This is a genomic window from Rhizobium sp. RCC_161_2 (assembly GCF_041355235.1).
In the GTDB taxonomy this organism is placed as follows: Bacteria; Pseudomonadota; Alphaproteobacteria; order Rhizobiales; family Rhizobiaceae; genus Rhizobium.
This window is the reverse complement of record NZ_JBFUPL010000002.1, coordinates 70,068-88,537: the sequence shown is the minus strand read 5'-3', so window position 1 is coordinate 88,537 and position 18,470 is coordinate 70,068. Positions and strand designations below refer to the sequence as shown.

At 60.7% G+C, this 18,470-nt stretch carries 19 protein-coding genes; 11 read left to right on the top strand and 8 right to left on the bottom strand.

Annotated features, from left to right (window positions below):
- Positions 1-58: 58 nt before the first annotated feature.
- The 3 genes from fucP to AB6803_RS04550 all read left to right on the top strand — a co-directional run bounded on the left by fucP (position 59) and on the right by AB6803_RS04550 (position 3,243).
- Positions 59-1,342, top strand: coding sequence for an L-fucose:H+ symporter permease (gene fucP / locus AB6803_RS04560; RefSeq protein ID WP_012651798.1), 1,284 nt, complete (start codon positions 59-61; stop codon positions 1,340-1,342).
- A gap of 112 nt (positions 1,343-1,454) precedes the next feature.
- The gene (gene pncA / locus AB6803_RS04555) at positions 1,455-2,078 is read left to right on the top strand and encodes a bifunctional nicotinamidase/pyrazinamidase (protein WP_371107776.1); all 624 of its coding nucleotides are present in this window, start codon (positions 1,455-1,457) and stop codon (positions 2,076-2,078) included.
- A gap of 79 nt (positions 2,079-2,157) precedes the next feature.
- On the top strand, positions 2,158-3,243 hold the full coding sequence (locus tag AB6803_RS04550) for a glycosyltransferase family 4 protein (protein WP_371107775.1): 1,086 nt from the start codon (positions 2,158-2,160) through the stop codon (positions 3,241-3,243).
- A 1-nt stretch (position 3,244) separates the two neighbouring features.
- Here AB6803_RS04550 and AB6803_RS04545 read toward each other — a convergent pair whose 3' ends face one another.
- Complete coding sequence (locus tag AB6803_RS04545; protein ID WP_371107774.1) at positions 3,245-4,630, bottom strand: hypothetical protein; 1,386 nt, start codon at positions 4,628-4,630, stop codon at positions 3,245-3,247.
- A gap of 354 nt (positions 4,631-4,984) precedes the next feature.
- Between AB6803_RS04545 and panC the strand changes: the two genes are divergently transcribed.
- Together panC and panB are read left to right on the top strand one after the other, a co-directional pair.
- Positions 4,985-5,860 (top strand): pantoate--beta-alanine ligase, encoded by an 876-nt coding sequence (panC, locus tag AB6803_RS04540; RefSeq protein ID WP_371107773.1) that lies wholly within the window; start codon positions 4,985-4,987, stop codon positions 5,858-5,860.
- Position 5,861: 1 nt separating this feature from the next.
- Positions 5,862-6,683 (top strand): 3-methyl-2-oxobutanoate hydroxymethyltransferase, encoded by an 822-nt coding sequence (gene panB / locus AB6803_RS04535; protein ID WP_371107772.1) that lies wholly within the window; start codon positions 5,862-5,864, stop codon positions 6,681-6,683.
- Positions 6,684-6,689: 6 nt separating this feature from the next.
- Here the strand turns inward: panB and AB6803_RS04530 are convergent, their stop codons facing one another.
- Positions 6,690-6,941 carry a DUF2164 domain-containing protein gene (locus AB6803_RS04530; protein ID WP_371107771.1) on the bottom strand — a complete coding sequence of 84 codons (252 nt, stop codon included), beginning with the start codon at positions 6,939-6,941 and terminating at the stop codon, positions 6,690-6,692.
- A 234-nt stretch (positions 6,942-7,175) separates the two neighbouring features.
- Here AB6803_RS04530 and AB6803_RS04525 point away from each other — a divergent pair, with 234 nt between their 5' ends.
- A complete protein-coding gene (locus tag AB6803_RS04525) occupies positions 7,176-7,898 on the top strand; it encodes an AzlC family ABC transporter permease (protein ID WP_371107770.1) in 723 nt (240 codons plus the stop codon).
- Between the two features lie 2 nt (positions 7,899-7,900).
- Complete coding sequence (locus AB6803_RS04520) at positions 7,901-8,212, top strand: AzlD family protein (protein ID WP_371107769.1); 312 nt, start codon at positions 7,901-7,903, stop codon at positions 8,210-8,212.
- A 280-nt stretch (positions 8,213-8,492) separates the two neighbouring features.
- On the opposite strand, the gene AB6803_RS04515 is transcribed toward AB6803_RS04520, so the two are convergent.
- Positions 8,493-10,328: an aminopeptidase P family protein gene (locus AB6803_RS04515; RefSeq protein WP_371107768.1), complete on the bottom strand. Its 1,836-nt coding sequence runs from the start codon at positions 10,326-10,328 to the stop codon at positions 8,493-8,495.
- A gap of 341 nt (positions 10,329-10,669) precedes the next feature.
- On the opposite strand from AB6803_RS04515, the gene AB6803_RS04510 reads away from it, so the two are divergent.
- Positions 10,670-10,810 carry a hypothetical protein gene (locus AB6803_RS04510; protein ID WP_368509868.1) on the top strand — a complete coding sequence of 47 codons (141 nt, stop codon included), beginning with the start codon at positions 10,670-10,672 and terminating at the stop codon, positions 10,808-10,810.
- A gap of 209 nt (positions 10,811-11,019) precedes the next feature.
- On the opposite strand, the gene AB6803_RS04505 is transcribed toward AB6803_RS04510, so the two are convergent.
- Genes AB6803_RS04505 through AB6803_RS04495 form a run of 3 tightly spaced genes read right to left on the bottom strand, consistent with a single transcriptional unit; the run spans position 11,020 to position 13,677 of the window.
- The gene (locus AB6803_RS04505; RefSeq protein ID WP_371107767.1) at positions 11,020-11,898 is read right to left on the bottom strand and encodes a 50S ribosomal protein L11 methyltransferase; all 879 of its coding nucleotides are present in this window, start codon (positions 11,896-11,898) and stop codon (positions 11,020-11,022) included.
- Between the two features lie 20 nt (positions 11,899-11,918).
- Positions 11,919-13,067, bottom strand: coding sequence for an FAD-dependent oxidoreductase (locus AB6803_RS04500; RefSeq protein WP_371107766.1), 1,149 nt, complete (start codon positions 13,065-13,067; stop codon positions 11,919-11,921).
- A gap of 7 nt (positions 13,068-13,074) precedes the next feature.
- Positions 13,075-13,677, bottom strand: a complete 603-nt coding sequence (locus AB6803_RS04495) for an SCO family protein (RefSeq protein ID WP_371107765.1) — start codon at positions 13,675-13,677, stop codon at positions 13,075-13,077.
- Between the two features lie 379 nt (positions 13,678-14,056).
- On the opposite strand from AB6803_RS04495, the gene AB6803_RS04490 reads away from it, so the two are divergent.
- Positions 14,057-14,521, top strand: a complete 465-nt coding sequence (locus AB6803_RS04490; RefSeq protein ID WP_007697141.1) for a chemotaxis protein CheW — start codon at positions 14,057-14,059, stop codon at positions 14,519-14,521.
- Between the two features lie 265 nt (positions 14,522-14,786).
- On the opposite strand, the gene AB6803_RS04485 is transcribed toward AB6803_RS04490, so the two are convergent.
- Positions 14,787-15,281: a CreA family protein gene (locus tag AB6803_RS04485; protein WP_371107764.1), complete on the bottom strand. Its 495-nt coding sequence runs from the start codon at positions 15,279-15,281 to the stop codon at positions 14,787-14,789.
- A gap of 112 nt (positions 15,282-15,393) precedes the next feature.
- Here AB6803_RS04485 and AB6803_RS04480 point away from each other — a divergent pair, with 112 nt between their 5' ends.
- Positions 15,394-15,606 (top strand): hypothetical protein, encoded by a 213-nt coding sequence (locus tag AB6803_RS04480; RefSeq protein WP_371107763.1) that lies wholly within the window; start codon positions 15,394-15,396, stop codon positions 15,604-15,606.
- 83 nt (positions 15,607-15,689) lie between these two features.
- Positions 15,690-16,226 carry a GNAT family N-acetyltransferase gene (locus AB6803_RS04475; RefSeq protein ID WP_371107762.1) on the top strand — a complete coding sequence of 179 codons (537 nt, stop codon included), beginning with the start codon at positions 15,690-15,692 and terminating at the stop codon, positions 16,224-16,226.
- A gap of 38 nt (positions 16,227-16,264) precedes the next feature.
- Here the strand turns inward: AB6803_RS04475 and ligA are convergent, their stop codons facing one another.
- Complete coding sequence (gene ligA / locus AB6803_RS04470; RefSeq protein ID WP_371107761.1) at positions 16,265-18,418, bottom strand: NAD-dependent DNA ligase LigA; 2,154 nt, start codon at positions 18,416-18,418, stop codon at positions 16,265-16,267.
- Positions 18,419-18,470: the final 52 nt, after the last annotated feature.

The window sequence follows — 18,470 nt, the reverse complement described above, 5'->3', positions numbered from 1 at the left end:
GGCACACCTGAAGGGGCCCCACCCTCGCCTGGCAAAAACAAAAATCGAGGATAAAAAAATGGCTGGCATAGCAACAAGCTCTGCGCCCGCCGGCGGTCGCGCCTCCGCGCACCAGGGCCAGGGTAATTATCAATTCGCGCTTATCGCACTCACCTCACTCTTTTTCATGTGGGGTTTCATCACCTGCCTGAACGACATTCTGGTGCCGCACCTGAAGAGCGTCTTTCAGCTCAACTACACCCAGTCGATGCTGATCCAGCTCTGCTTCTTCGGCGCCTATTTTATCGTGTCGCTGCCGGCAGGCGCGCTGGTAAAGCGCATCAGCTATAAATGGGGCATCGTCGTCGGCCTCGTCATCGCCGCGATCGGCTGCGCCCTGTTCATCCCGGCCGCCAGTTATCGCATCTACGCCCTCTTCCTGGGCGCCCTCTTCGTGCTCGCCGCCGGCGTCACTATCCTGCAGGTCGCGGCCAACCCTTATGTTACCGTGCTCGGGCCTCCGGATACCGCCGCAAGCCGCCTGAACCTGACCCAGGCTTTCAACTCGCTCGGCACCACCATCGCCCCGATCTTCGGCGCCATGCTGATCCTCTCGGCCGCAACGGTCGCTGCCACCAACGCGACGCCGGAACAGCTCGACGCCATCAGGCTTGCTGAAGCCGGCGCTGTGAAGCTCCCCTACCTGATGCTTGGTGCAGCCTTCTTGCTGCTCGCCGCCATCTTCGCGGCGCTGAAGCTGCCGGATGTAGAAGATGAGGAAACGATCGAACCCATGCGCGGCGGCGGCTCCGCCTGGCAATATCGCCATCTCGTCCTCGGCGCAGTCGGCATCTTCCTCTATGTCGGCGCCGAAGTCAGCATCGGCAGCTTCCTCGTCAACTTTCTGAGCCAGCCGGATATCGCCCATTTCTCCGAGGCCGAAGCCGCGCATTACGTGTCTTACTTCTGGGGTGGCGCCATGATCGGCCGGTTCATCGGCTCGCTGGTCATGCGCCATGTCGACGACGGCAAGGCGCTGGCCTTCAATGCCATCATCGTCGCCATCCTGCTTCTGGTAACCGTGCTCACGACCGGCCATGTCGCCATGTGGTCGGTGCTGGCGATCGGCCTGTTCAACTCGATCATGTTCCCGACGATCTTCAGCCTGGCGCTGCATGGCCTCGGAAAATATACGAGCCAGGGCTCCGGCATCCTTTGCCTCGCCATCGTCGGCGGCGCCATCCTGCCGATGATCCAGGGCGGGCTTGCCGACACCATCGGCATCCACCTCGCCTTCCTCATGCCGATCATCTGCTACGTCTACATCGCCTTCTACGGCCTCAAGGGTCACAAGCCCTCGTAAGCTTTCGAAAACCATTGCGCCGCGCCTGATCGTCAGGCGCGGCGCAAAAGGCTTGATCCGCAGCGCAACGCTTGGCATCGTGCAGCGCAACAGAAACGGAAGGACAGGCCTTATGAAAGCATTGCTGCTGATCGACATCCAGAACGGTTTCTGCCCCGGTGGCAATCTGCCGGTTCCCGAAGGCGATCAGGTGGTGCCTATTGCCAACAAACTCATCGACAGCGGCAAATACGACATGGTCCTTGCCTCCCAGGATTGGCACCCCGCCGGCCATGGCAGCTTCGCTTCCGCCCATCCCGGCAAGAAGCCCTTCGAAATGGGCATGCTCTCCGGCAAGCCGCAGATGATGTGGCCGGACCATTGCGTCCAGAATACCGAGGACGCCCGGCTTCACCCCGCCCTTAATGTCGACGGCATCGATTTCATCCAGCAGAAGGGCCAAAAGCCGGATGTCGATAGCTACTCGGCCTTCCGCGATAATGATCAGGCCGCCCTTACCGGCCTTGCCGCGCAGCTGCGCGCCGAGGGTGTGACCGAGCTCGATCTCTGCGGGCTAGCCACAGACTATTGCGTGAAATTCTCAGCGCTCGACGCCGTCGAGATGCTACCGGGCGTCACCGTCCGCTTCATCGAGGATGCGAGCCGCGGCATCGATCCCGCCGGCGTTCAGGCGGCAATCAACGAGATGCGGACGCGCGGCGTCGCCATTATCAGCAGCAAAGATGCGCTTGCTTAAACTCTCTTCTCCCAGGCTAAGGCTTCTCTAAAGAAAACGGCGCAAACTATTCCCGATATTAGGGAATATGGATATTCGCGTGCAGTCGATCACCATCAACGGGCGTTTTCTCGGCCAGCCTCTATCGGGCGTGCAGCGTTTCGCGCGAGAGCTGACGCTGGCGCTCGACCGCAAGATAGCCGCAGGCGACGTGCCCGCTGCACTGAAGGGCGCGAGCTGGCGGCTGGCCGTGCCCCGCGACACGCCGCTCGATATCGAACTTTCGGCCATATCGGTCGACGCCTTCGGCTCCGGCCCCGGCCATCTCTGGGAGCAGACGGCGCTGCTTGCCCGCTCGCGAGGCGGCCGGTTGATCGGCTTCGGTGGCAGCGGTCCGCTGCTACATCGCCGCCAGGCCGTGATCATCCATGACGTAACGATCTTCCGGCATCCGCAGTCGTTCAAGCGCAGCTATCGGCTGCTGCATGGCGCGCTCGGTGCGGTCCTGACCCGCACCGCGAAAATCGGCACCGTCTCGGAATTCTCCCGCCAGGAGCTGGCCTCTGTCTTCCGCGTCCTCGCAGATGGCATCGATGTCGTCTACAACGCCGTCGATCACTTCGCCGCCATCGAGCCGGACGAAACCATCATCCAGCGCCTGGGCCTCAAGAGGAACGGCTTCTTCCTGCTGGTCGGCACGATGAAGCCAAACAAGAACCTCGATTTCGCCATCCGCGCCTTCGAGGCACTCGGCGATCTCGATCAGAAGCTGGTCGTCGTCGGCGGCACCGCACCGACCGTGTTCAAATCGGATGGCCCTCAGTCCAATGACCACATGCTTTTCCCCGGTCGACTGAGCGATGCCGAGATCGCCGCACTCGAGCGCCATGCCACCGCCTTCGTCTTTCCGAGCCTCTATGAGGGTTTCGGCATTCCGCCGCTGGAAGCCATGACGCAGGGCTGCCCGGTGCTTGCAGCCGATATCCCCGCCGTGCGCGAAGCATCTGGCGTCGCCGCGCTCTACTTCGACCCGACGAAACAGGATGAGCTGGTCACAGCCATGCGCCGGATTGCCGGCGATGAAGCATTGCGAGCGGATCTCAGCAAGAAGGGCTACGAGAATGTCGCCCGCTTTTCCTGGGATAGCAGCGCCGAAAAAGTGCTGAGAATGCTCGAAAGTCTCTGAGTTACGAGGCCATTCGTGGACGGAACATCGTCACGAAGTAGCTGTAGAGGCCGAGCAGGCAGAAGACGCCGCCACCGATAATCCCCGCCCCCACCGAGATCCATAGCGAATAATCGAATCCGGCGGTCGCAAGCACCGGCACGGCAAGCCCGACGGCGGAAAGCACGACCGGCTGCCAGACGAAATCAAATGGCAGTGCCATCAAGACCTTCCCGCCGATCACCATCGCGATCAGCGCGCCGACCATGCCGCCCGCCATCAGCGCACCGTCGCTGAAGGAATGAAGATAGCCGCCCGCTAAGGCCCCGGCATTGAGCAACACGCAATCCACCACCGCCAGCAGGAAGATCGCCAGCAACCGGTGACGCAGATGCGCCGGCGTCGGCAGCATGTTGAGCGTCAGAGCCCGGCAGACGGCAAGGCCGGTGACAAACGGCGCGGCACTGAAAAAGCCCTCGCGCAAACCGGGCGCAATGACGAAATGACCGACCGGCTGCAACAGCGCGAAAATCCCCGCCGCCGTCATCAGCGTGAAGCCCGATAGCAGCGAATAGTAGCCGCCAAGCTGCCGCCGGAACGCCGGTGTGGCGCCCTCGCGATCATAGGTCGCGACGACATCGGGATATTGAATAGCCTGCAGAGCCGCGACAATCAGTACGAAAGGCCGCTGCAGCAGATCAAGCGCCAGGAGTGCCCCTGCCGCACCGCCCGCCCCCAAGACCGCTGTCAGGATCGATTTCAGCCCGAGCGGCGCCAGAAGCCCGATGACAGAGGCGCCGGCCGCAACGCTGCCATAGACAAAATGTTTTCTGACCAGCGGCGGCTGGAAGCCCGCCGCCTCGCGCAGGCTGTTGCGGGTGAGAAGCATCGCCAGGATACTATAGGCGACATAGCCGCCGAGCAGACCGGCCACAGTAGAGGTGAAGTTCGGCGCAATCGCCGCACCGGCCAGCGTGCCAATGGCCAGAATGGTGGCGCGGGAGCCCTGCAGGCGTGAAAAGGCGTGAAATTCTTGGCGAAAGCGCAGCATGGTCAGGTGTAGGTCGCTTCCACCTTGAAGGATGACCACAAGGCTGCCAAGCACCGCGATCTCGGGCGATACGGCAAAGAAGATCGACGCACTGGCAACCAGGATACAGATCACGGCGCAAGCCGCAAACTCGATGCTCAACGCCGTACGCTCCGCCGCCTCGCTGCCGGGCGCCTGGCCGGGATAGAAGCGGCTGCAGGCAAAGCGAATCCACTCGAAACAGAAGATCGCCGCAAACTGGCTGATGGAGATGAACAACGAATAGGCGGCATAATCCGCCGGTGCCAGCAGATGCGCCACCGCGATCAGCAGCCCGAAGGCAATCGCTGCCTGATAAAAATATGCCGCCAATGCCACGATCTTCGCCATGAGCGGCAGTTAACCGAAAAAGATTGAGAAAAACGCTAAGTTATATGAAAAGCTTTGATGGATCCGGGCCGCCCCAATCCTTCGAGGCGCTGCCCTTTGGGCTGCGCACCTCAGCATGAGGTGGAGTGAACGCCGCGCTGCTCGCAAGCGCTGATTTGGCATTAGATTGCACGGAGGGTTAGCTCTCATGGTGAGGAAGACAGCAATGCCGTCTCGAACCATGAGGGCGAATGACCGCCTCTCCTTGAATTGCCTTTTCGCACTGCACACGTTAGAAGAGCCGCCAAAATCAAAAGACGGGAGACGGACAAGCGTCGGGCGGCGCGTCCGTGGAGGAGCATCATGGAGACGATCAGCACGATAGCCGCATTGCGCGAGCGCCTTGCCGTGCATCGCAGAGCCGGCAACAGCATCGGCCTGGTGCCGACCATGGGCTATCTGCATGCCGGTCACATGGAGCTTGTCGCGCGCGCCAGAGCTGAAAACGATATCGTCGTTGTCTCGATCTTCGTCAATCCGCTGCAATTCGGCGCCAACGAGGATCTGGCGAAATATCCGCGCGATCTCGAGCGGGACAGCGCCATGCTGCGGGACGGCAAGGTCGATTTCATCTTCGCGCCCGGCATCGCCGACATGTATCCCCGGCCGATGGAAACGGTTGTCGACGTGACGAAGCTCGGCATGGAGCTGGAGGGTGCTGTTCGCCCCGGCCACTTCGCCGGCGTGGCCACTGTTGTCACCAAGCTTTTCAACATCGCCCAGCCCGACAGCGCCTATTTAGGCGAGAAGGATTATCAGCAGGTGGCGATCATCCGCCGCATGGTGGAGGATCTGGCCCAGCCGGTCCGCATCGTGCCGGTGCCGACGGTCCGCGATGCCGATGGCCTGGCGCTATCATCACGCAACGTCTACCTCTCGACGGAACAGCGTGCCGCCGCCGTCATCGTCCCGAAGGCGCTGGCCGAAGCCGAACGGCTCTATAACGAGGGCGCTGACGACCCCATCGCTTTCGAAGCGGCACTGCGCGACTTCATCGCCAGCGAACCGTTGGCAACAACAGAAGTCGCCGCCGTCCGCGATCCCGACACGCTCGAACCGCTTACGAGCCTGCACGGCCAACCCATCCTCGTCGCCCTCTTCGTACGCATCGGCGCGACCCGCCTGCTCGACAACCGCGTCATCGGCCGCAAGCAGGCCGCCAGCGAAAAGGCGGCTTGACATGAGCGCGACAGGACTGACCAAACGCAATACCACCTCCCAGATCGAGGCGATGAAGGGCACACGCCCGATCGTCAGTCTGACGGCCTATACGACGCCGATTGCCCGGCTGCTCGACCCGCATTGTGATCTGCTTCTGGTCGGCGATTCCCTCGGCATGGTGCTTTACGGGATGGAATCGACAGTCGGCGTGACGCTGGAGATGATGATTGCGCACGGCCAAGGAGTCATGCGGGGCGTCCAAAAAGCCTGCGTCATCGTCGACATGCCCTTCGGCTACTATCAGGAATCGAAAGAGCAGGCCTTCCGCAATGCCGTGCGGATCCTGAAAGAAACGGGCTGTGATGGCGTCAAGCTGGAGGGCGGCGAGGAAATGGCTGAGACCGTCGCATTCCTGACCGCTCGCGGCGTGCCGGTCTTCGGCCATGTCGGGCTGATGCCGCAGCAGGTGAAAACGGCAGGCGGCTATCGCGCGCTCGGCCGCTCAGAAGAAGAAGCCGAGAAGATCCGTCGGGATGCGAAAGCCATCGAGCAAGCCGGCGCCTTCGCGCTTCTCGTCGAGGGCACCGTCGAAACGCTTGCCCGCGAGATCACCGCTTCGGTCGGTATCCCAACCATTGGGATCGGCGCCTCCCCCGCCTGTGACGGCCAGATCCTCGTCTCCGACGACATGCTCGGCCTCTTCAGCGATTTCAAACCCCGCTTCGTGAAGCACTTCGCTCAGCTGGCGCCGACGGTTTCAAAGGCGGTGGAAGCCTATGCGGAAGAGGTGAAAGCAGGGACGTTTCCAGGGCCGGAGCATACGTTTCAGCCGAAGAAATAAAGCCGATCAGCGCTTCTCCACCTCCCTCTCCAGCAGATAGATCGCCTCGCCAAAATCCTCCATCTTGGTCATCAGCGCAGCATGGGCGTCGCGCAGGCCCTGATTGTAGAAATGCGGACCGATTTCGGTGGTGAAGAAGTCAAGCAGGAATTCAGCCGGCAGCGTGCCGATCGTCTGATCGAGTTCGTCGGCGAAATATTTCTGAAGGCGGGCCACGATCGCGGCCTTTTCTTCCTTCGGGAAGGTGATTTTCTTCATCGATGACACCCAGGCGTTTCGTGGACATATCCAATCGGATGTTCAACGGAATCGATTGTCCTATCAAGGAAATTGAATTGCCGATGCTTGCCTCCCAGCTTACAGCTCCTCCGTGCACAGCGCATCCCATCCAACGCGCAAAGTCAGTTGTATTTTTCGCCGCCTATGACCCGTTAAATCCACGCGGATTTAGCCAGTTATGTGCGGATATTCCCATGAAGGACAGAGCGGACCATGAGTCGCGCGGATTTTTTTGAAGGCCTGAAGGGCGGCACTCCGGTTGCCATCGCGGCGGCGCCATTCGGCGCGTTGTTCGGCGCCCTGGCGCGAGACCAAGGCATGTCGCTCGGCGAACTCACGCTGATGAGCGGCACCGTCTATGCCGGCGCCAGCCAGATGGTCGGCATCGATCTCTTCGGCCACAACGTTCAGGCCTGGTTGATCGTGCTGTCGATCCTGGCGGTCAATTTCCGCCATGTGCTCTATTCGGCCGCGATTGCCCGCTACATCCGGCATTTCTCGCCGGTCCAGAAATTCTTCACCTTCTTCCTGCTGGTCGATCCGCAATTTGCCGAAACGGTCAAACGTCACGAGAGCGGCAAACCCGTCACCTTCGCCTGGTATTTGGGTTTTGCCGCCGTCATTTATGTCGTCTGGGTGATGCTGAGCCTCATCGGCGGCCTGCTCGGCAGCATGATCGGCGATCCCAAGGCGATCGGCCTCGATATCCTGCTGCCGGTCTATTTCCTCGGCATCGTCATCGGCTTCCGCAAGCGTGATAATTTCCTGCCCGTGGTGATCGCCAGCGCCGGTGTCTCGGCCATCGCTTATCGCTACGTCGGCTCGCCTTGGCATGTCAGCATCGGCGCGCTCGCGGGCGTCGCCCTCGCCGCCATGCTGCCGCCGGTCAAAGCGAACCGCAAGCCCGACCTCGTCAATGAAAATCACGAGGTCTGACCATGTTCGATTTCGACTTGCATATGGTCCTGCTGATCCTCACGGCCGCCGTCGTCACCTTCCTGACCCGCATCGGCGGCTATATTCTGATCGTCAAGATGACGCGCATTCCACCCCGAGTGGAAGCTGCGCTGAATGCCGTGCCAGCCGCCGTGCTGACAACCCTCGTCGCCCCCGCCTTCTTCAACGGCGGCTGGGACACGAAGGTGGCTATGTTCGCCGCGCTATTGGTCGGCCTGCGCTTCTCATCCACATTCATGCTGATCGCGGGATGGGCCGTCGTGATGGCGTGGCGGCATTTTGCCGGGATTTAAAGCGACACGCAGGCCTTATCTCGCCCTTGGCGGGCGAGAAAGCAATTTCACTGGTTTAGGAATTGCGGCACGGAAAGCTCTGCCCATTCAAAAGCTCATCGCAATTTCTAAGCCATTGAAATTGCAAGAGAGGGGGGCCATTTCTTGGTCCCTTGCTTCAAAGATCCGTGCGTCCCTACCTACCCCCGCCCTTGCGATTTCTAAGAATTAGCCGAGGGACGAGCCCTCATCTAATCCTAAGAAATCGCTTTCCCGCCCGCCAGGGGCGGGATAGGCGCTCTTAGTGACTCAATTCCAGCGTCGCGTTCTCGAGCCAGGCCCGGATATCCGGATCGTGGATCAGCGGCATCAGCGCCTCACGCGTTCTGGCGTGATAGTCGTTCAGCCAATGCAGTTCGTCATGCGTCAGCAGCTCGGCAAGGATAACGCTGCGGTCGATCGGGCAAAAGGTCAGCGTCTCGAAGCCGAGCATCGGGATATCGCCGCCTTCAATCTCCTCGGGATCGCGAATATAAATCAGGTTTTCGATGCGGATGCCAAAGTGGCCAGGGCGATAATAGCCGGGTTCGTTCGACAGGATCATGCCGGGAAGCAGCTCCTGCGTCGATAGCCGCGAGATGCGCTGCGGCCCCTCATGCACCGAGAGGTAGGAGCCGACGCCATGGCCGGTGCCATGGGCGAAGTCGACGCCGGATTTCCACAGCGCGATACGCGCCAGCGGATCGAGATCGCAGCCGCGCGTGCCCTTCGGGAAACGCGCCGTGCTGATGGCAATCATGCCCTTCAGTACCAGCGTGAACAGCCGTTTCTGCTCCTCGGGAACCGCGCCGATGCCGACCGTACGGGTAATGTCCGTAGTGCCGTTGATATACTGCGCCCCGGAATCGATCAGGAACAGCTCGCCGACCTGGATCAGCCGGTCGGTCTCCGTCGTCACGCGATAATGCATGATCGCCGCATGCTCCCCGGCACCGGAGATGGTGTCGAAGGAAATATCCTTGAGCGGGTTCTGCATGCTCTGGCCGACGCGGGCGCGGCTTGCCTCCAGCCGTTCGGCGGCGGCGATCTCCGTCACTGTGCCCGGCTTGCTCGTTTCCAGCCAATAAAGGAACTCGACCATGGCGGCCCCATCCTGCAGATGGGCGGCGGCCGAGCCGTTGATCTCGGCGGCATTCTTGCGCGCGCGCGGCAGCTTGGCCGGATCCGTGCCCTCCACCACCTCGCCGCCCTCGCGGCGAATGATGTCGGTGAGCGCATAGGACGCCAGATCGGGATCGACCAGGATACGCCCGCCATTCGCGGAGGCAGCAGCCAGTCGCTTGACGAGATCGGAAGGCGGAAGCTGCTTGCAGATCTGTGTGAGGTAGGCCTCCGCCTCGATCTTGGTCTTGCGCTTGTCGAGGAAAATCTCGGCTTCACCCTCGGCATAGATGATGGCGCGCGCCAGCGGATGCGGCGTATGCGGCACGTCGTTGCCACGAATGTTGAAGATCCAGGCGACCGAGGACGGATCGGTGATCAACGCCGCCTTGAGATCCTTCGCCTTCAGATCGGCCGCAATGGTCGCCAGCTTGTCCTTCGCCAAGATGCCGGCCTGCCCGATATCCTGAATGATGACGCCGCCAAGCGGCTCGGCCGGGCGGTCGGCCCAGAGCTTGTCCAGCGGGTTATGCGGCAGAAAGACCAGCTTGCCGCCGATTTCCGCCAGCGCCTTTTCCAGCCGCCGGACTTCGGCGCCAGTGTGCAGCCACGGATCGATGCCGAGACGGAAGCCTTTCTTCGCATGACGCGGCAGCCAGACATGCGGCGGCTCGTCGACGAGATCGCCGCCAGTGAACACGGATCGGTCCACCTGCTCGGCCAGCTGCGTCACATAGCGGCCGTCGACGAAAACAACAGCTTGCGACTGTGTCACGAGCGCAACACCTGCCGACCCGGTAAATCCCGTCAGCCAGGCCAGGCGCTCCGAGCATTTGGGCACATATTCACCCTGATATTCGTCCGCACGGGGCACGAGGAAGCCGTCAATGCCGAGATCGCTGAAGGCGGCACGCAGGCCGGTGACGCGCTCGCGACCGAATTGCGGGGTGGATGTGACGTCGAAAGACTGGAACATGGCTTAATCCGAAAATGACCCGAGAATCCGCGAAACTGAGCGGCAACAGCATGTTAGAGCATGATCCCGGGAAGTGCGAAACGATTTTCACTCGAGATCACGCGTGAATAGGCGCGCGGAACTTCTCAACCGATCCGCCGGTCGGCGATGCGAGTCGCCCGTTAACGATTTCGCCCATTTCGTGAGCAGCCGAGATCGATTGTGACATCATAGCGGCAGGCAATATGCATTAACTGCATAGCTCCCATGAAGCATACCCCCTGCCACGCAAGGGGGCGAGTCGCTATATGGAGCGCATCAAACGGGGTTCACAACGAACCTGCTCGAAAAGGACAATGACAATGCCTATCTCTCGCTCCGCATATGTTAGCCCGGCGCTGGCTGGCGAGCGGCGCACCGTACGCCACTCCATCGGCGCGCTTCGTCAGCTCGAAGTCGAAACGTCGAAGGTAATCGCCGCAAGCCGTGGCGGTCGTTACTAACAATTAGAAGAGCTACACGTTCCTATTGGATCGGACCGGGACTCCTCCTCCCACCCGGATCGAACCAGAACGGTAGAGCCCGCTTGAGCACTCCTCCACACGCTCGCGGGCAAGATCGGTCAAATACCGATCAGCAAGGCGGTGCTTCGGCACCGCCTTTTGCGTTTTAATGACCTTGAAAAGGCACATCCAACGGAAGATGGACCGGCTCAAGGCCGGTCGAGATGGATGGTAACCCAGCCGTTGCGCCAGATGGTGCGGACATGACGCATCTTCGCACCATTATAGGCCGCCAACACCTTCCAGCGCTGTGCGGCGAGGATGCCAGAGAGAATGACCGAGCCGCCGGGTGCCAGATGAGCGACCAGCTGCGGCGCCATTTTAATCAGCGGTCGGGCCAGAATATTGGCGATGATCAGGTCGAAAGGCCCATGGCGGGAAAAGGCCGTGGAATGAAAGCCCGGTGCCGTTTCCAGCGCGATGCCGGATGCAATGCCGTTGCGGCGGACATTTTCGCGGGCGACACGGACCGCGATCGGATCGATATCGGTGGCGAGAACCGGGATATTGCGTAGCTTGCGCACCCCGATCGCCAGCACACCGCTGCCGGTGCCCAGATCGAGCGCATTGCGCACCCGCCGGCTGGCAAGCACCGTTTCGATCGTCTCCAGGCAGCCCGCCGTCGTGCCGTGATGGCCTGTGCCAAACGCCTGGCCGGCATCGATCTCGATGGCGATATCGCTCGAGCCGATCTTGTCGCGGTCATGGGAGCCGTGGACCAGAAAGCGCCCGGCACGAACCGGCTTCAGCCCCTCCAGCGACTTGGCGATCCAATCGACATCGGGAATCACTTCCTTTTTGATGACAAGCTCGGGAAAGGTCGGCTTCAGCAAAGCCGCAAAACGCGCGCGCACGTCGTCTTCGTCATCCGCATAAAGATAGATTGACGCTTCCCAGATGTCGCTCTTCTCATCGATCTCGCTGGTCGCGATCGGCAATTCTTCATCTTCGAACACCGGCGTCATCAGATCGAGAACCTGCTCGGACTTTTTCTCGGTCGTCGTCACGTAAAGGCGGATTTCACTCAACTCTTCGCTCTCTCTTGCTCTTATTCAGCCCAGTCGATCCATGGCGGCTTCGGCGTGTCGTAGCCGGCAACGCCATGAAGCAGCCTGCGTCGCAACGGCCCAAAACCCAGAAGCAGCGGCGCGAGCAGATTGCGCATCGCGATCGCCAGCGCATTTTCCATGGTGATCAAGCGGGTCAAACCATAGGTCTGCTTCAGCACCTGCTTCACGGCCGGAATTCTGAGCGCCGAATACTCCTCTTCGCGCCCTTCCGCAATGAGCCAAGCGAGCCAGCAGGCATCCTCTATACCAAGATTCATGCCCCGAGCCCCTGCCGGAGAATGAATATGGGCCGCGTCGCCCGCCAGGAACACATTGCCCTTGGCCATCGGCTCGACGTGGCGGAAATGAATGCGGAACTGCGAAACCCAGATCTTTTCGACGACTGTGTCCGGATGAACGATGCGGTTTTCAAAATCCTCCCGCGTCGAGATATAGCGCAGGATATCGGAAGACACCGGCAGACGCCCGATCATACCGGGATCGCAAAGCGCGATCTCAACGAAATGCGTGTCCACCGGTTTGGCATAGCGAAAATCGGCAATATAGAAATAGGCCTCCAGCGCCTCGCCGGGAAAACCGGCACCGAGCGCCTTGCGCACGGCCGAATGCGCCCCGTCGGCACCGATCAGTATATCGGGACGAACGGTTTCCGTACTTCCGTCGGCGCGTCGCAACGTCACTTCCGGCTTCCCAGTATCGGCGATCGTCTCCGCTACGACCGCGGTCTGCCATTCCGGCGCGATGCCGTAGACGGCGAGCGCCTCGATCAGTAACCGCTCAGTCGCGCCCTGCGCCAGAACGTGCACGGCACCAAAACGACCCGGCACCTCCCGTGTATCGACATCGGCAAGGGTCTTCTCCCCCGAACGGATACGGAAATGTGCGACCGGTTGAGCAGTGGCGAGAATATGCCCGGCCACGCCGGATGGCGAAAGCAGCGTCAATGTGCGGGCATTGATTCCGAGAGCCCGGCTCTCCTCCAACGGCACCGGCCCTTCGCCATCATCGACGATGCGCGGCACAAAGCCGCGACGGGCCAGTTCCAACGCCGCCGTCAAGCCGGCCGGACCCGCACCCGCAATCAGGATGAACTTGGATTTCCTCTCTCCCCCGGCCCTATCCTCCATAGGCGCCCTATCCCTTCTTGATCAGGTTCTCCAGCTTCTTGACCGCAATGTCCGGATCCTCCTGGTAGGCGATCGTACCGGCAAAGCGGCCGGAGGCATCGAGCAGGAAGACCGAGGCGGTGTGGTCCATGGTATAATCGCCGTTCGGATCCTTCTCGTCGAGCGGAACTTTCTTGGCATAGACCCGGAAGCCCTTGACCATGTCCATCACCTTGGCGGGATCGCCGGAGATGCCAGTGATGCGGTTCGAGACATTGGACACATACTGGTTCATGATCGCGGGCGTATCGCGCTCCGGATCGACGGTGACGAAATAGGCATTGAGCTTCGTGCCGTCAGGATCAACCTTCTGCATCCAGCCGTTCATTTCAAACAGCGTGGTCGGGCAAACGTCAGGGCAATGCGTGTAGCCGAAGAACAGCGCCGTCGGCTTGCCGCGAAACGCCTGCTCGCTGATCGGCTGGCCGTTCTGGGCCGTGAGCGCAAACGGTACTCCATAGGGGCCTTCGGCTGCCGCCTCCGGCGTCTTGCTGCCCCCGAAAGTCAACCACCCCAACACTCCGGCCATGATCAACACGGCTACCCAGACAACAATTCGCACTGTTTTCATCGCTGCTTATTCCCCACCACGCCCGGCTAACACTCGGCATGCGAGACGGCGGGCGATCATGGACCGGGTGTAACGGGTTGAAGGGAACGACGCAATTCAAGAAGATGTTTTCGCATGCACCGGAATTCGCCCCCGCGTTAAAGCAATCCTAACCAGTCCGCGCCAACATCCAATCCTGTAGGCGAAGTCAGATTCGCCGGCCGCTGGACCAGCGGCCGATCCATCTTCATTCAGAAGGGCATGACGCCCGCCGAAGCAGCTGCGCGCCTTTCGAGCGCCAAAGCCTTCGGATGCTGTAGCAGCATTGAACCGCTCCAGCCGATCCCCTTGCAATCGCCATCGCCGCGTGCCGCCGGCGCCAAACGGGAAGTCCTTGACCATGACGAATGCCATCAAACAATCGGGCGCTTATCTGGAGATCGTCTCCTTCCATCTTGGCGGACAGGAATTCTGCATCGACATCATGGCCATCCGCGAAATCCGCGGGTGGGCGCCGGTGACGCCGATGCCGCATACGCCGCCCTATGTGCTTGGCCTCATCAACCTGCGCGGCGCGGTGATCCCGGTCATCGACATGGCCTGCCGTCTTGGCATGAAGATGACCGAACCGTCCGAGCGTTCAGCCATCATCGTTACCGACATCGCCGGTAAGCTCGTCGGCCTTTTGGTCGAGCAGGTGTCCGACATGATGACCATCAAGAGCGAAGATCTGCAGCCGCCACCGGAAATCATTCCGGAAGCACAGCGGGCTTTTTGCCGCGGCATCGTGGCACGAGAAAAGACCATGGTCTGCTTCCTCAACCTCGACACTGTCATCGCCGAACAATTGGCGCAGGCAGCCTGATCCGGAAAAAACAGCCCCAACCAAAATCGCCCTGAAGCGGCTGCTTCAGGGCGATCATGTTATTAAGCCGACACCAGCGGGGTGTAGCCGGCGCGGGCGGATCATGCAGGCCGTGAACAGATGGAAGCGACACTCCCACGTTCGTCCATAAAATTGCACCAAAATGATGCAATACGGAAGCGTTTAAGTGAGTTTGGCAACTAACGGGCTAAACTTTTTTTGGTACAATCCACTTTATGGTTGTCACGACAGCATCGCGGTAACCTCAGTTAGGCTTGCCGTTCTTCCAGGTCACGGTCTGGCTGAACAGCGGGATAGTGGAAATCGCCATCTTCGCCGAGCCGTTGGTCAACTCGCGCGAATGAATAAGATAGACCAGCGTATCGTTCTTCTTGTCGTAGATCCGAGTGACAACCAGCTTCTTCCAGATCAGCGACAGCCCGGCGCGAAACACTTCCTCTCCGCCTTGCGACAGGTTGATGTCGCCGATCGAGATCGGGCCGGTCTGCTGGCAGGCGATCGAATTGTTGGAGGGATCCTCGAACCAGTTGCCCTTTCTCAGCCGGTCGATGACGCTGCGGTCGAAATAGGTGACGTGGCAGGTGACACCGGACACGCCCGGATCAGGCACCGCATCGACCAGAATATCATTGCCGGTCCAGTCCACACCAACCTTGCCGACAACATCGGCGGAGGCGGAAACGGGCGCTAGTGCCAAAAACGACGCGGCAATGGCAGCATACAACTTCAAAGACGTCATCAGTCATCCTCCGACAATCGCCGCCGGGAGTTCAAGCGGCATCGCTAAAGTAAGATAGCGCTCGGGGGATGCAAGAGGTCGACGTGGTCATCACCCGCTCTTAAGCCCAGCCATGAACCTGGCATTCCCCAATTTCATCATGTGGTTGACGGCAAGCTTCAGCGCATCGCCTGCCACGTCCAACACCATCGCATACACGGGCCACGCTGTTGACTTCGGAGCAAAAGCACAGGAAGCTGCCGACATGATCGCAAACCGCGCCACCATGATGCATCTTCTCACCACCTCACCCCTTGCAGGGCGAGTGGGAGCTGCGTTGCGTTAAGCTGACTGCGATCCCCTTCGACCCTGCCGAGGCGAGCAGGGTTTGAAGTCCTTGCTCTCCTCCCGAATATCAAGGAGAGCCATATGAATTCAAGACAGCAAGAACCGGATGAACGAGGATCCTCACGATCCGAGGCTGTAGAAATCCGTGCCGCGCGGCCATCCGACGCTGAAAGTATCGCCCTTATCGCCAACCTGCCCGGCTTTCGCGCCGGCACGTTGCGCCTGCCCTTTCAGAGTATCGAACAGACGCGAGAATGGCTGGAAAAGCCAGCCCCTGACGCGACCAACCTCGTCGCGGTCGTCGCTGGGCAAGTGGTCGGCAATGCCGGTCTGCGGCGTCATTCCGGTCGGCAGGTCCACACCGGGCACCTCGGAATGGGCGTCCACGACGAATTCGTTGGCTGCGGCATCGGCTCGAAACTACTGGCCGCCCTGATCGACACCGCTGACAACTGGCTCGCAATCAAGCGCCTGGAGCTGACCGTCTATGTCGACAACAAATCTGCCATCGGACTCTACGAGAAATTCGGCTTCGAAACCGAAGGAAGGCTCAAAGCCTTTGCATTTCGCAACGGCGAATATGTGGATGCCTTCACGATGGCGCGGATCAGGATGTAAACGGCCAGAGGCGGCGGTCCATGGATCGCCGCCGCCGATCACCCACCGATCAGTTCCAGCCACTCATCCTCGGTCATGATCTGCACGTTGAACTCCCGCGCCTTGTCCAGCTTCGAGCCGGCGCCCGGTCCCGCCACCACGATGTCGGTCTTTTTCGAGACCGAGCCGGAGACCTTGGCGCCGAGACTTTCAGCCTTAGCCTTGGCTTCGTCGCGGGTGAATTTTTCCAGCGAACCGGTGAAAACTACCGTCTTGCCAACGACCGGGCTGCCCGAGGTGGTCGGCTGCTCCGCCTCCTGCGGCCTTACCTCGTCAAGCAGCTTCGAGATCACCTCGACGTTGCGCGGCTCCTTATAGAACTCGACGACAGCGCGGGCGACCACCTCGCCGATACCCTCGATATTGTTGAGGTCGTTCCACGCGTCACCCGCGAGCGGGGCCGCTTCCTTCATCCCCGCCTCAAAAGCCTCATAGGTGCCATAGGAGCGCGCCAAGAGCTTTGCCGTGGTCTCGCCGACATGGCGAATGCCGAGCGCGAAGATGAAGCGATGCAGAGCGATATCGCGCCGCTCGTTGATGGCCGCATAGAGCTTGGAAACGCTGACCTTACCGAATCCGTCGATATTCTCCAGCTTGGTCAGCGATGACTGCTGGCGCCTTTCCAGGGTGAAGATATCGGGCGCCGTACGCACCTGCAGCGCCGGATCCTCGCTTTCGAAAAAGAAATCTATCTGCTTCGAGCCTAGCCCCTCGATGTCATAGGCATTGCGCGAGACGAAATGCTTCAGATGTTCCGTCGCCTGCGCCCGGCAGATAAAGCCGCCGGTGCAGCGCGTCACCGCATCGACCTTGCCGGTCTTCTCATTGAGATCGCGCACCGCGTGGCTGCCGCAGACCGGGCATGTCTTAGGGAACTCGTAGGCGACACTCGACGCCTCCCGCTTCTCCAGCACGACGTCGACGATCTGCGGAATGACGTCGCCGGCGCGCTGCACGATCACCATGTCGCCGACGCGAATGTCGCGGCCATCGCGGATCGGCTCACCCTTGTTGCCGATGCCCTTGATGTAGTCGGCATTGTGCAGCGTCGCATTGGTCACCACGACACCACCGACGGTGATCGGCTCCAATCTAGCGACCGGCGTCAGAGCACCCGTACGGCCGACCTGAATATCGATATCGAGCAACCGGGTGAGTGCCTGCTCGGCCGGAAACTTATGCGCCGTCGCCCAGCGCGGCGAGCGCGAGCGGAAGCCCAGACGCGCCTGCAATTCCAGACTGTCGACCTTGTAGACGACGCCGTCGATATCATAGTCGAGGTCCGGACGCTGAAGGCCGATCTCGTCGTAATGCGCGAGAATGTCCGCGACCGAATTCAGCCGTTTCATCAGCGGATTGACCGGGAAACCCCATTCCCCGAATGTCTGCACCATGCCGAATTGCGTGTCGGCCGGCATGTCGGACATCTCCCCCCAGGCATAGGCGAAGAATTTCAGCTTGCGGCTGGCCGTAACCTTGGCGTCGAGCTGGCGCAGCGAGCCGGCTGCGGTGTTGCGCGGATTGACATAGGTCTGCTTGCCCTCCGCTTCCATCTGCGCGTTCAGCGCCAGGAAATCGCTCTTGGCCATATAGACCTCGCCGCGTATCTCGACGACCGCAGGCGTGCCGGCCGGCAGGGTCTGCGGGATCTCCTTGATGGTGCGGATATTGGCAGTGACGTTTTCGCCGGTAGTGCCGTCGCCACGCGTCGCCGCGCTCACCATCCGGCCATTCTCGTAACGGATCGACATGGAGAGCCCGTCGATTTTCGGCTCGGCGGTGAAGGCGATCGACTGGTCGGGCAACCTGCCAAGGAAGCGATAGACGCCGGCGACGAAATCCTGCACGTCTTCCTGCGAGAAGGTATTGTCGAGCGACAGCATCGGCCGTGCGTGCACGACGGGCATGAAGGTTTCGGACGGCGCGGCACCGACCCGCCGCGATGGGCTATCGGCGCGAATGAGCGCCGGGAAGCGCGCTTCGATGGCATCGTTGCGTCGTTTCAGCGCGTCATATTCCGCATCCGAAATCTCCGGCGCGTCGTTGCCGTGATAAAGCGCGTCATTGCGCGCGATCTCGGCGGCCAGATAAGCAAGCGCAGCGGCGGCTTCTTCTTCGGTCAAATCTTCGACGGGCTTCTGTTCACTGCTCATGGATTCGCACTCCCGGATTTCCGAGATGTTTTAGTGAAAATTTGCGGAATGG